Genomic DNA, 12,491 nt, shown 5'->3' on the forward strand with positions numbered 1-12,491 from the left:
TGAAAATGCGAATGCTGGAGATGCGGCATGACTGATTACCAGAAGCGTAATTCAAGAGACGTTGATCCAATTTGCATGATCAGCGTGGCAGATTGCGGCAGCGAATTGCTCCAGGTGAACAATGCTTCACAAGATGCAACCGTGCTGAAGCTGGATGCCAAACAAACATGGCTATTGGCCCGTTTGCTTTACATCATGCAGGAGTTCCAGAATGGCGCTGATGCCAATAAGGAATTTCGGTATCTGCTGCGTGATTTGGCTCAAAACTCATGGCCCACAATGTCTTGTGATCACGTTATGGGTGTGGATTATCAGGATAAGGCCAGAGGTTGTTTGGCGACTGTGTATGGGCCGGAAAAACCGCTTCAGCCCGAAGATCTTAGCCCACTGAAATCAGTCTCTTATCCGGTCTTGTTTCAGGAAGTAGCAACGCATGGTTTTGCCAAAACAAATGGCGAAGCGCGGCGCTTAGTGCGTGGCGGTGGCATTTGGGTAAACGGTGAAAAAGCTACAGACGAAAATATGCTGCTTATGTCGGGTGATGTTGTGAGCATGTGCTGTGGCACACCTAACCAGCGAGATTTTACCGTTGGATCTTCTGCGCAACAGGAAACACGTCATGACTGATTCCCATAAGGCTGATGCCTCCTCTCGTGCGGACGTAGCAGCGGAACTGAAACAGCTTTCTCTGGAAGTTAAGGAAGCTTTGCGCCGGTCTTCCGAAAAGATCTCTGACTTCTGGGGAAAGCGGCCCACAGATGAAGAGCTGATTGTGTTTGGTAGGCTTTCTGATTCTGCCCAGGCCGATGCGTTAGATGCCATTCTCTGCCGGTTTTCCATTCTTAGAGGTTACGCAAATAATAAAGGCTGCGTTTTGCTTACGTTGAATGGCGTACGCTTTCTGAGCTCTGAGGTGGCCGCAGAATGTTTGCAGAAGGATGTGCCACCTCAGAAACCTAATAAATCGGTTATCTGATCATGCTGAATGAACTACGTTACTGGCTGCATTCTGCCCCATGGTATAGCCTGCGAATGCAGCCTGACACACGGCTTTTACTAGGTGTGGCTGTAACTGAGATTTCCACACAAAAGTTTGGGCAAAGCGAAGCTGTTACGGTTTGCTTTTACTACCCCAGACTGCGCGATTTTGTGCGCCATGTGAGGGTTTTCGGTTTTCCGAAATTGTATTGCCCTACGTTTGCACGCCTGAAGGCGTTTTTTACGCCATGACGCCATTTTCTAACCGCTTTCTGGCATCCATCAAAACAGCCACAAAACATGCGGTTGAAGCCATTGGAGATTTCCGGGCCGCAGCCGGTTTTACGCGCGTGCAGAAATCCCAGCTAGAAGCCTATGCCAGCAGGCACCAGCCAACCGTTATTCCGCTGGACGTTGCCATAGATTTGGACAGATGCGCTGAGCAGCCCATTCTGCTTTCAGAAATGGCCAATGCAGAGGGCTTTGCTCTGGTTCCGGTCAAGTTCGGAAGCGGCCCACTGCCGCACGATATGGGCAAATTCGCCAAGGCCACCAGTGAGGTTCTGCAAAAGGGCTTCGAGAGCATGGCGGATGGCAACGTGGATGTGCAGGAAGCGCAAGAAATTCTCACATATGCGCAACGTGCCCGCACATCGCTGCATCACATTGAGTCCACAGCTCATAAGATCATTGCAGAAGGCAAGCCATTGCAGGTGACCTTTCCGCAAGAGGCTAGTGGCTCCTGATGGCTGACGTGTTTTTTGATCTTGAGGCGGTGTATTCATTTTTGAATACACGCATGCGCAAAGCCGGTGGCAATTCGGCTTTTGCCCGCATGATGGGCCTGAATGACAAAACACTGTCTAACATGTCCAATGCACGCCGCAGGCTGAATGATGAACTGCTGGCAGCGTTGGGCTTGGTTGAGGTTGAACGGTATGTGGATGTGGATGGAAACATCCTGCCCATGCTGGAAGTGTATTCAAAACTGAATACAGCAATAAGGCGGGCTGGTGGTAATTCGGCATTTGCGCGGTTGCACGGCCTAAACGACAAACACCTTTCCAATATGATGAATGACCGTAGGCGGCTTTCCAAAGCATTGCTGCGCGTTGTCGGTATTAGGAGAGCAAAGCTGTACATGTATGCGGCAAGGAGCGCGGCAGCATGATATGCCCCAATATTGCGGAATTTGACCGCAGCCAAATACCATCACCCAAAACCTTGCGTTCAGCACCGTGCGAAATGCGCGGCGTGCTGGACAAGCTGCTGGATGCGCTGAAGGAAATGCGTTCTTGCGTGTTTCGTGCTGGCACACTGGTTTTGAATGATGCGGATATTGCCAAACAGGCCGGATTGCAGGCCGATGAGCTGGAACGCAACCTGCCGCAGATGATTGCCCGTGGCATGCTGGCGCGTGATGATGAAAACGCGCTGTTCAGCACTGTTATGTATGACCGCCTGCTACGGCGAGAGGAACGCGCTGCCCGCACGGCCATTGCTGATGCAGGCTGGCAGCAGAGGCAGGAAAACGGTGATGTTCCGGAAGGTATAAGCCGCAAAGCTATGTCAGCCCGTGAAAACGGCAAAAAGGGCGGTCGGAAACGCAAAGGCGAGTCAGACGAAGAATATTACGCACGCAAGGAGCGGGAACAGGCAGCGCATCGTGCCCAGCAGAACATGATGATGCCTATTCCGGGTGGAAATGCCGCAGCACAGAAACCCACGCAAGAAACCCAACAGGTTTCGGTTTCGGATAATCTGGGTTCCGTGGGTTCTACAGTAGAGAAGAGTAATAATATATATAAACCTAATTCTTCCTCTACTGGCGAAACCCAAACCCCAGAACCCAGCATTCCCGATGCCGACATCAAGCGGGTGGCTGGAAGCATTATCCGGGTTGCTCGCATGGAGGGCAAAAAACAGGGGCCGCATGCTCTGCGTTACGCCAAGGAATGGCTGAAGGCTGGTTTATCGGAAGATCAGATCATCCAGAACTTGCAACAGACCATTCGGGAATATGGCGAGAAAGAAATTAGCCATCTGGGTGCTTTTGATCGAAACATGAAGGCGCTTATTGCTGATATCCAGATAAAAGCGGCTTCAGGCGATGTTGAAACGCCAGTTTCAGCAGATCCGCAGGTGGATTTTGCCACGCATCAGCATGGGGAGGCGCAAAGATATTGGTCTGTTCTTATGCGAATGCATGGGAAAATGGAAATTGCTGATGAGGCATTCATTGCCAATGCTGCCCAAAAGGGTTTTCCGCCGATATCTCCCAGAGAGGCAAAGACTGCTTACCTTGAATACTACCGTAAAAACCCACCAAATATGGAAGCAAAGGCAGCATGAGCGGCAGTTTCTTACAGCTTTTGAGAAACCTGCGGTTGAGGTCTGAAGGCAAGCCCAATGCGATTGATGCAATGGAAGATCTGCGGGCCAAGCTAACCCAGGAACAAAAACGGCGTGCAGAGGCTGAACTGGAAAGCACTACTCTGCAACGCCGTTTATCTCATTACGAGAATGACCGTCCCCGTGATGTCAGAGGAAGATATTCACAAAAACGCGGGGCTGCAACATGCAAGAAATACCTCCCACGCCGGAGCGCCTAGAAAAAGGCGATATCACCAGCGTCTATATTGAAGATCCGGTTTGTAAATCAGATCTGCCGTGCCTGCGTTCATCGGGCGCGGTTTATGCGTTGCAGAAGTCTGGAACGTTGTCAGATGCACAAGTTACGGCGGCAGAACAGTGGGCGCGGGATTATGAAACCGGCATTTTAGGTGCGCGGGATCCAGACGCATCAAAACAATGTGGAAAGCCGGATCCAGAAAATGCTTTGATTTCGCGTATTCGTGCAGCCGATCGTTGCCGATATATTCGGCAGCATATGGGGCCGCTAGGTGAGAATTTTCTTACAGATTTAATGGTAAATGGTCTTTCTGTGCAGAAAATGTCGGAAAAACATGGCAAGCGACGGGAGCGTATAGCTGGTGCCATTGATTTTTGCTTAGAACAGTTGGCAGACCTTTATACAGAAATGCCAGGAAAGTTGTGGTTCAATAAATAGTTGCGTGCGGCAGCTTTTGTGTTTAATTTGTCAAAATAGTCGAAGTCGTGTGCCCATATGGGCCACGGCTTTTTTTGTATCCTCTGAAAAGCTGAACGAATGAAACACTGGCAGAAAGTCTGCCGGGGTGCTGTTCTGCTGCGCGGGAAGAAGATTGTTCTAGTTGTATCGGCAGATGGAAATGTGGCGCATTGCGTGCGCCTGGTTCCAGACCGTCTGCCACGGCATCGGGCTGATGTAATTTTGCAGGCTGTTGGTGGCCTGAAAAATACGGTTGCCCGATGCAATGCCCTTGCATGTGAAAAATATGGCCACCTGCAATCGCTGCGCGAACTGCCAGCGGGTGCGGTGTATGCTGAGCACATCATGCAGCGCATTGATGCCGCGCTACGCAAAGAACATGCTTCTCGTACGGTGGAGGAATTGCCACCCGGCGTGATGGAAACAACATGGCGCGGGCCAAAATGGGGTGATTGCGGGCGCAAGGTTGGCGGCGCTCCATCTGAATAAATGCGTCATGATAACGCGGTATTATCTGACACGGCATACCTGCCAAGGTGTCAGATAACCCGCAGAACACCCCCCAAACCCGTCAGATAATCACTGTTATCTGACGGATTTTGAGGGGTGGAAATGAACATATAATATAGGAAAATCAAATGGTTAGCGGTGATCGGCCTAGATCAGCCGCGCCAGCAGTGCCAGATGATGGCATTCACCGTGCGGATCTCTCGCTGGTCAAAACGTGGCTGCACAACCGCAGCAGCAACACGGTGCGGGCCTATCGCGCCAACGTTGCGGAGTTTGCCCGTTTTGTTGCAAAGCCAATGGCAGATGTTGTCCTGGCTGACATCCAGGCGTGGAACGATAGCATGGCCGATGCGGCAGACAGCACACGGCGGCGCAAAATCAGCGCCGTCAAATCGCTACTGACCTACGGCCACAATCTGGAGTTTCTACCGCAGGATGCGGGCGCAGCGTTCCGTATGGAGCGTGGCCGCGACAATCTGAATGAGCGCATTCTTTCGCGCCAGCAGGTGTTAGCCATGCTGGCGGGTGAGAAGGATCCGCGTCGCCATGCGTTGCTGGCACTTCTTTACGGCACCGGCCTGCGGATTTCAGAAGCCTGCGCGTTACGCTGGCGCGATATGACACGCCGCCAATCGGGCGGCATTGCAACAGTTTTCGGCAAGGGTGGCAAAACCCGCCATGTGCAGGTTTCGCCATCACTGTGGAAAGAAATCGCGGCTGTGCGGTCTGATGTCGGGCCAGATGCGCCCGTTATCCCCGGCCACGATGGCGCCCTGCTTCATGAGCGCGCTGTAGATCGCGTTGTGAAGCGGGCCGCAAAACGGGCGGGATTGCCGCCTGATGTCTCTGCCCACTGGCTACGCCATGCTTTTGCGTCCCACCAGTTGGACGCGGGGCAGCCGGTGCATTGGGTGCAAGCGCAGCTCGGCCATAGTTCGCTGGCCACGACAACACGATACAGCCACGCCAGCGCAGACGCGGCAGGCGCTGACCTTCTGGCCTGACGCCAACCGGCGTGGGCATTTCTGAAAACGATGGAGAATGACAATGCAAACCGTGCCTGACGGTTTCATGCAGGACAGTCGCGGGCGTTTGGTGCCAGAAGCGAATGTTCGGCCATCTGACAAGCTGCAAGATGAGTTGGTGCGCCGTTTGCACCGTGAAGCTGAGCCGGTGCGGCAGTTCATGATGGATTTCAAACGGCTTTGCTTTGCGGAGATCAACGCCTTTCTGGATCTGGTTGCCGAACAATACAGCACCAAGCTGGGCAGCGACAAAGGAAACGTTACCCTAACCAGCTATGATGGCACGCTGCGCGTGACTGTGGCGGTCGGCAACGTTATTTCGTTTGGCCCTGAAATTCAGGCGGCGCAAACGCTGATCCATGGTTGCCTGAACCGCTGGTCGGAAGGAGCCAACGCCAACCTGAAAGCCGTGGTGCTGGATGCGTTTGACGTGGACAAGCAGGGCGGCATGAACGTTGGCAAAATTCTCGCTCTGCGGCGTTTGGAGATTGACGACGAGGAATGGCAGCGCGGCATGCAGGCGATTTCTGACAGCGTGCGCGTGGATGTAACCAAGGACTACGTGCGGTTGCACCAGCGGCCATCGCCAGATGCCAAGTGGGAGCTGGTGACGTTTGACCTGTCCAAGTTGGACGTTGCCAAATGAGCAGCCGCAAGAAGGCCATTCTGACGTGCATGAGGCCACTTGTAGGCGTTCTTGATACCAGCATAGCCAAAGAGCCACCCAAACGCGCTGACGGCTTTTATACAAGCCCTGAGTGGCGTGCCCTGATGGCATCCATCAAGAGCAAGCGGCCGCATTGCTGTGAACAGTGCGGCCGCACAGGCACGCGGCTCTTTGGGGATCACATTCAGGAGCTGAAGGACGGCGGCGCACCTCTGGACGAACACAACGTCCAGTTGCTCTGCGGTTCCTGCCATACCGCCAAAACCGCACGGGCGCGGGCAGCACGAAACGTCGTTGAATACTGAAAAACCGCGGTTTTCTGCCATTTTTTCAGTGTTATGCGTCCGCATCATGCATGGCTGCGATGCCATGCGTCCAGCGGGTAGGGGGAGGGGTAAAAGTCTAATTGGCCCAAGGCACCTGAACCGCGCCAGTGCCATGCGTGAAAAATTTTTCGTTCCAGCGTTTTGAAGTGCGCACTTTTGTTGCGCGGGATGGTGGGGAATGCCCAAGAAAACTGACACGGATTGGCACGCGATAGAGGCTGACTTTCGCGCAGGAGCCTTGTCAAACCGCCAAATTGCAAAAAAACATGGTGTTGCTGAAAGCACCCTGCGCAAGCGGGTTAATGCTGGTGGATGGGTGCGCACTTCTGCGCAAAAAGTGCGCACAAATACCAAAAGTGCGCACCAACCTGCGCACAATCCCCAGCGCAACCCCGCTCCAGCGCCGGAGAAACCACCATCAACCGGGCGTGGAACGGCCAACAACCTGGATGAACGCACCGAAAATCTGGTGTCGCGGCTGCTTGGCGAAGTTGAGGACACGACTGCACATCTTGGCGAGATTTCCGAAGCGATTGAGCTGGAAACAGCCAGCGACAATGGATCGCGCCGGCGCGATGCAATGTTGAAGGCTATCAGCACGAAAGAGCGGGCGGAAACCGTGCGCACGCTGAAGCAGATCCAGATGATGGGCGTCACGGGTTCCGGAAAAAAGAAGGGCGTGAAGGAAGAACGCCGGGAAGCTGCCGAGAAAGCAGCCAGCGGCAAGTTCTCGCGCATGTCTTCCCCCAAACTGGTTGTGAACAATGGCAAGTGAAACCGAGAAAAAGCCCGCAACACGCAAGCGCAAGGCGACAACTACCGCGCGAAAGACCGCAACAGCCACCACACGCCGCAAGGCAGCGCCTGCGGCCAAGGTCGGTCTGTCATGGAGCACAGCCTGCCGGGATTGGGAAAAGCGCATCATTGCGGGCGAAAGCCTTGTGCCATGTGATCCGCTTTTTCCGGACGCCGCTGCGCAGGGGATGGCTGTTTTCAACGCCCTGAAGATCGTGGACGTGCTGGGTGAACCAACCATTGGTGAATCCTGCCGTGATTGGCTGAAGGACTTTGCTGCCGCCATTTTCGGTTCATATGACCCGGAAACCGGCAAGCGCATGATTACCGAGTTTTTCTTGCTGGTGAGCAAGAAGAACACCAAGAGCACCATTGCTGCTGGCGTGATGTTGACGGTGCTGATCCTGAACTGGCGACAATCTGCCGAGTTCCTGATCCTGGCACCGACCAAGGAAGCGGCGGCCAATGCCTTCAAGCCAGCGCGGGACATGGTCAAGGCAGATCCGGAATTGGATGCCCTGTTCCATGTGCAGGATTACACTCGCGTCGTGACGCACCGCGAAACCGGCGCAACACTCAAGGTTGTGGCTGCGGATGGCTCTTCTGTTGTGGGCAAGAAAGCCACTGGCATTCTGGTAGATGAGCTATGGGAGTTCGGCAAGAAGCCCATGGCGGAAAACATGCTCATGGAGGCAACAGGTGGCATTGCATCCCGCCCGGAAGGCTTCATTATTTATCTGAGCACGCAGTCGGATGAAGAGCCTGCCGGTGTGTTCAAGAGCCGTCTGGAATATGCGCGTGGCGTGCGGGACGGTAAGATCAATTCACCCCGTTTTCTGCCGGTTATCTATGAATTTCCCAAGAAAATTCTGGATAAAAAAGGTGAGTACAACCCAGATAATTGGTACATGACTAACCCCAATCTGGGTGTATCGGTATCAGATGAATTTCTGCATGACAGATATGCTCAGGCCAAAGAGGCCGGGGAAGGCGTTCTGCGTGTCTGGATGGCCAAGCACCTGAACGTGGAAGTGGGCATGTCCCTGCGCGAAAAGGCGTGGGCTGGGGCAAAATATTGGGAACGCCAAGGTGATCCACTGGTCAAGCTGGATCTGATTTTGGAATGCTCTGATGTGATTGTCTGCGGCATTGATGGTGGCGGTCTGGACGATTTTCTATCTCTGGCTGTGCTTGGCCGGGATGAAGAAAGTGGCGATTGGCTGCACTGGCAGCGTAGCTGGGTGTTTCAGGATGTGCTGAAGCACCGCAAGGAGGAAGCGCCGCGCTATCTGGATTTCCAGAAGCAGGGTGATCTCGTCATTGTCCATGAAATGCGTGACGACAATCGGCAGTTGGCAGACGTAGTGGAGATGATCGACCAGTCTGGCAAGTTAGCCATGGTTGGGCTGGATCCTGCGGGGGTGGCTGAAATCGTGTTTGCCCTGCATGCCCGTGGCATTGAGCAGGAGCGGATTGTCGGGATCAGCCAGGGATGGAAAATGACCGGGGCCATCAAGACGCTGGAGCGCAAGCTGGCAGATGGCACGTTTTCCCATGGGGCACGTCCGATCATGGCTTGGGCGGTCGGCAATGCAAAGGCGCAGGCTAAGGGCAACAATATCGAAATCACCAAGCAGATGGCAGGCGGAAAGAAAATCGACCCGCTAATGGCGCTGTTTGATGCCGTGGCCTGCATGAGCCGAAATCCGGAGCCACCTATCAAGAGCATTTATGATCGTGAGGAACTATGGGACTCCTGAACAGCATTTTTGGTGGTGGCCAGAACGCGCCGCAGGAACGCAAGGAGCCCTCATTCTCGGCCTATGGGAACCCTGAAAACCCAAGCACACCTCTGACAGATATTCCGGATTGGTCTGAATGGCTGGGGTATTCCGGTGGCAGGAGTATGGATTGGGCACCACGGGTAACGGAACGCACTGCCATGGCCTGCTCGGCCGTGTATCGCTGTGTAACGCTGGAAGCAGGTGTGATTGCTGGTCTTCCACTTAAAATCTGGAAACAACATCCGGGTGGCCAGCGGGAATTGCAGCCAAACCACAAGCTGGTTCCGTTGCTCAATACAGTGCCTTATCCGGGGCGTTCCCTTACCTCATTTGTCTGGCGGGAACTATGGGGCCTGAATGTGCTGCTCTGGGGCAACCATTACAGTGCCATACGGTATGATGGCGCTGCACGGGTGATCGGGTTTGAAACCTTCATGCCGTGGCAGGTGCAGGTGGTGCGCTTACCAGACAAACCGGGAATAAATTACTACGTCTGTACGCATCTGGACGGCACTGTGGAAACTGTCTTGCAGGGGGATATGATCCACATACCCGGCCCCGGTTTTGATGGTATGAAGGGGCTATCGCGCATTCAGGCGTTTGCGCGTGGATCCATTGGCCTTGCGCATTCCATGGAAGAGCGCACCGGCCGGATGCATCAGAATGCTGCATTGCCCAGCGGGGTGATGCAGGTGCCCAGACGAATGAATGATGATTCCTTCAGGCGCATGAAGGCGCAGTTGGATCAGAATTATTCAGGTGTTGGGAAATGGGGAAAAACCATCATTGTTGATGATGGCGCGAAATATACTCCATTCCAGTTAAGCCCGCAGGATCTGCAAACCATTCAGGCCCGTGGCTATCAGGTGGCGGATATTTCCCGATTTTTCGGGGTGCCGCTTCATATGCTCAATGCCACGGACAAGAGTACATCGTGGGGCACTGGCCTTGCAGAAAACACGCTGGCCTATCTGATTTTCACGTTGGATGCGGATCTCAAACGCATTGAGAGTGAACTGAACGCCAAGCTGTTTCTGGGAACGAATTTCTTTGTGGAGTTTGACCGCGAAGGGCTGCTTTCCATGGATCCGCTGAAAGCGGCCCAGGTCACGGCAGCGCAGGTGCAAAGCGGCCAACTTACAATCAACGAAGGCAGGGCAAAGGATAATCGGCCGCCGGTCTCTGGTGGCGATACGGTGTTCATCAATGGCGCATATGTGCCGCTGGAACAGCAGATCAAAGATCCTGCACCACCCACGCCTGCTAAAGAATGAGGCAATATGTACCGACATAATTCACCAGCGGCCCGGTTTTCTAACCGTGTGTTGCTGACGTGTGCGCAGGCTGGTCTGCCCCAGACATTGGACGTGCGGCCACGCGCCGCAGCTGATCAGCCTGCCGTCATTTACCTGTATGATGAAATCGGCCTCTGGGGTGTCACTGCGCAGGATTTCACGCAGATCCTTGTCAGTGTTGGCCCAGGGCCGATTGAATTGCACATCAATAGCCCAGGCGGTGATGTGTTTGACGGTCTGGCTATTTATGCTGCGTTGCAGGCGCACAATGGCCCGGTTTCTGTTGTGGTGGATGGTCTGGCGGCTTCTGCGGCCTCCTTCATCGCCTTGGCGGGTGATACCATCAGCATGGCCCCGAATGCCTTTCTGATGATCCATAATGCCTGGGGCGTTGTAGTCGGCAATCAGAACGACATGACGGAAACAGCCGCAGTGCTTGCCAAGATAGATGCCCAGCTTGCCAGCCTGTATGCTGGGAAAACCGGCCAGACCGTGCCAGCCATTGCAAACATGATGAACGCAGAAACATGGTTTACCGCGCAGGAAGCCAAAGAGGCTGGCTTTATTGATAGCATTACGGATGCCAGCCAGAACAAGGCGCAAATGCAGCTGAAGGCTGGGATGTTCACCAAGCAGCCCACTGCCCAGCAAAAGCCAAAAAATACGCTGTCAGTGCCCGATATTGCAGCCCGCCGCCGCATCATTCAACTGGCTGAAGCTGAAGTCTGATACCGGCTGCCAAACAGCAGCCCACCCCATTTTTCCGGAGACAAGAGAATATGAAATCCAAGGAACTGCGCGCCAAGCGGGCGAAGCTGATTGAAGACGCACGCGCTCTGACTACTGGCGACACCATGACGGCCGAGCAAGCGGATCAGTTTGATGCCATGATGGCTGAGGCTGACCAGATGAAGGCACAGATTGATCGTATTGAACGTGCTGAGGATGCTGAACGCACACTGGCGCAGGGAGTTGCCAACCGCGCAGATAACAACGGCACCAGCCCGGATGAACAGGAAGATGAAGAGCGCCGCCATAAGCGTGTGTTTGCTTCATGGTTGCTGGGCGGCATCAACAGCCTGACAGGCGAAGACCGGGATTATGTTGTTAAGCGCATGTCGGCGGCTCAGTCCCAGTTCAAGAATGATGCCAATGCCACAGGCACAGGGCCTGCCGGTGGGTATCTGGTGCCACCTGCCTTTGCTGGTCAACTTCTGGTTGCTCTGAAAGATTATTTCTCGGCTCTGGATCTGTTTGATGAGGTTTCCACCACAACGGGTGCAGATCTGCCTTGGCCCACCAATGATGACACCAGCCGCCGTGCCCGGATCATTGGGGAGAATACCCAAATCAGTCAGTCGCCCATGACATTTGGCCAGTCTGTTCTAAAGGCTTTTCTGTATGCCACGGATGCCGTTCTTGTTCCGTGGACACTCATGCAGGATAGCTTCATTGATCTGGATGCCTTCATCACCACCGCGTTGGGCACTGCATTTGGTCGCACGTTGGCAGATGATCTGACCAACGGCACCGGCAACGGTATGCCCATGGGTGTGGCAACAGCCGCAGCCGTTGGCCCAACCTCTATGGGTGATGCTATCGCATTTGAGGATATTATGGAGCTGAAGCACAGCGTAAACCGAGCCTATCGCACTGGTGCTGTGTTCATGATGAATGACAACACGGTCAAGTCTCTGGCGCTGCTGAAGGATAACGAAGGCCGCCCGCTCTGGATCCCGTCATTGCAGGTGGATTATCCAGATGTGTTGGCAGGATTCCCGATTGCCGTGAATGAAAGCATGGCGGATGTGGGCGCAGGCAATGCCCCAATCCTGTTTGGCAACATGAAGAACTACAAGTTCCGCATGGTCAAACAGGTGTCCATTGTGCGTTTGAACGAACGGTATGCTGATTTCCTTCAGACCGGCTTTTTCGGATATGCGCGGTTTGGTGGGGGCCTGCCTTCTGCGGCGCAGCCTATAAAGAAGCTGGTTATGAAGGCAGCAGCAGGCGGCTAACC

Annotated in this window: 16 protein-coding genes; all 16 read left to right on the top strand. The window is 54.1% G+C overall.

The annotated features are described in order from the left end of the window. The first annotated feature begins 27 nt into the window (after window positions 1-27). A complete protein-coding gene (locus FKW31_RS10030) occupies window positions 28-627 on the top strand; it encodes a S4 domain-containing protein (protein WP_150178457.1) in 600 nt (199 codons plus the stop codon). Then, window positions 620-976 (top strand): hypothetical protein, encoded by a 357-nt coding sequence (locus tag FKW31_RS10035; RefSeq protein ID WP_150178458.1) that lies wholly within the window; start codon window positions 620-622, stop codon window positions 974-976. The genes FKW31_RS10030 and FKW31_RS10035 overlap by 8 nt, the downstream gene beginning before the upstream one ends. 2 nt (window positions 977-978) lie before the next feature. Continuing rightward, complete coding sequence (locus tag FKW31_RS10040; protein ID WP_150178459.1) at window positions 979-1,230, top strand: hypothetical protein; 252 nt, start codon at window positions 979-981, stop codon at window positions 1,228-1,230. Then, window positions 1,227-1,724, top strand: a complete 498-nt coding sequence (locus FKW31_RS10045; RefSeq protein ID WP_150178460.1) for a hypothetical protein — start codon at window positions 1,227-1,229, stop codon at window positions 1,722-1,724. Before FKW31_RS10040 ends, FKW31_RS10045 begins: the two co-directional genes overlap by 4 nt. Further along, complete coding sequence (locus FKW31_RS10050; RefSeq protein ID WP_150178461.1) at window positions 1,724-2,149, top strand: hypothetical protein; 426 nt, start codon at window positions 1,724-1,726, stop codon at window positions 2,147-2,149. Before FKW31_RS10045 ends, FKW31_RS10050 begins: the two co-directional genes overlap by 1 nt. Next, window positions 2,146-3,330, top strand: coding sequence for a hypothetical protein (locus FKW31_RS10055; RefSeq protein WP_150178462.1), 1,185 nt, complete (start codon window positions 2,146-2,148; stop codon window positions 3,328-3,330). Before FKW31_RS10050 ends, FKW31_RS10055 begins: the two co-directional genes overlap by 4 nt. 226 nt (window positions 3,331-3,556) lie before the next feature. Then, window positions 3,557-4,048: a hypothetical protein gene (locus FKW31_RS10065; protein ID WP_150178464.1), complete on the top strand. Its 492-nt coding sequence runs from the start codon at window positions 3,557-3,559 to the stop codon at window positions 4,046-4,048. 99 nt (window positions 4,049-4,147) lie between these two features. Beyond that, window positions 4,148-4,558, top strand: coding sequence for a hypothetical protein (locus tag FKW31_RS10070; protein WP_150178465.1), 411 nt, complete (start codon window positions 4,148-4,150; stop codon window positions 4,556-4,558). Window positions 4,559-4,707: 149 nt separating this feature from the next. Then, a complete protein-coding gene (locus FKW31_RS10075; protein WP_150178466.1) occupies window positions 4,708-5,583 on the top strand; it encodes a tyrosine-type recombinase/integrase in 876 nt (291 codons plus the stop codon). Between the two features lie 37 nt (window positions 5,584-5,620). Next, complete coding sequence (locus tag FKW31_RS10080) at window positions 5,621-6,250, top strand: DUF3164 family protein (protein WP_150178467.1); 630 nt, start codon at window positions 5,621-5,623, stop codon at window positions 6,248-6,250. After that, window positions 6,247-6,576, top strand: a complete 330-nt coding sequence (locus tag FKW31_RS10085; RefSeq protein ID WP_150178468.1) for an HNH endonuclease — start codon at window positions 6,247-6,249, stop codon at window positions 6,574-6,576. Before FKW31_RS10080 ends, FKW31_RS10085 begins: the two co-directional genes overlap by 4 nt. Window positions 6,577-6,775: 199 nt before the next feature. After that, window positions 6,776-7,372: a terminase gene (locus FKW31_RS10090; RefSeq protein ID WP_150178469.1), complete on the top strand. Its 597-nt coding sequence runs from the start codon at window positions 6,776-6,778 to the stop codon at window positions 7,370-7,372. Beyond that, complete coding sequence (locus tag FKW31_RS10095) at window positions 7,362-9,152, top strand: terminase large subunit (protein WP_150178470.1); 1,791 nt, start codon at window positions 7,362-7,364, stop codon at window positions 9,150-9,152. Before FKW31_RS10090 ends, FKW31_RS10095 begins: the two co-directional genes overlap by 11 nt. Further along, window positions 9,140-10,450, top strand: a complete 1,311-nt coding sequence (locus FKW31_RS10100; protein ID WP_150178471.1) for a phage portal protein — start codon at window positions 9,140-9,142, stop codon at window positions 10,448-10,450. Before FKW31_RS10095 ends, FKW31_RS10100 begins: the two co-directional genes overlap by 13 nt. Before the next feature lie 6 nt (window positions 10,451-10,456). Further along, window positions 10,457-11,200, top strand: coding sequence for a head maturation protease, ClpP-related (locus tag FKW31_RS10105; protein WP_150178472.1), 744 nt, complete (start codon window positions 10,457-10,459; stop codon window positions 11,198-11,200). 50 nt (window positions 11,201-11,250) lie between these two features. Continuing rightward, the gene (locus FKW31_RS10110) at window positions 11,251-12,489 is read left to right on the top strand and encodes a phage major capsid protein (RefSeq protein WP_150178473.1); all 1,239 of its coding nucleotides are present in this window, start codon (window positions 11,251-11,253) and stop codon (window positions 12,487-12,489) included. The last annotated feature ends 2 nt before the right edge of the window (window positions 12,490-12,491 follow it).

Origin of the sequence: Acetobacter sp. DmW_136, from assembly GCF_008690365.1 — a bacterium.
GTDB lineage: Bacteria > Pseudomonadota > Alphaproteobacteria > Acetobacterales > Acetobacteraceae > Acetobacter > Acetobacter oryzifermentans.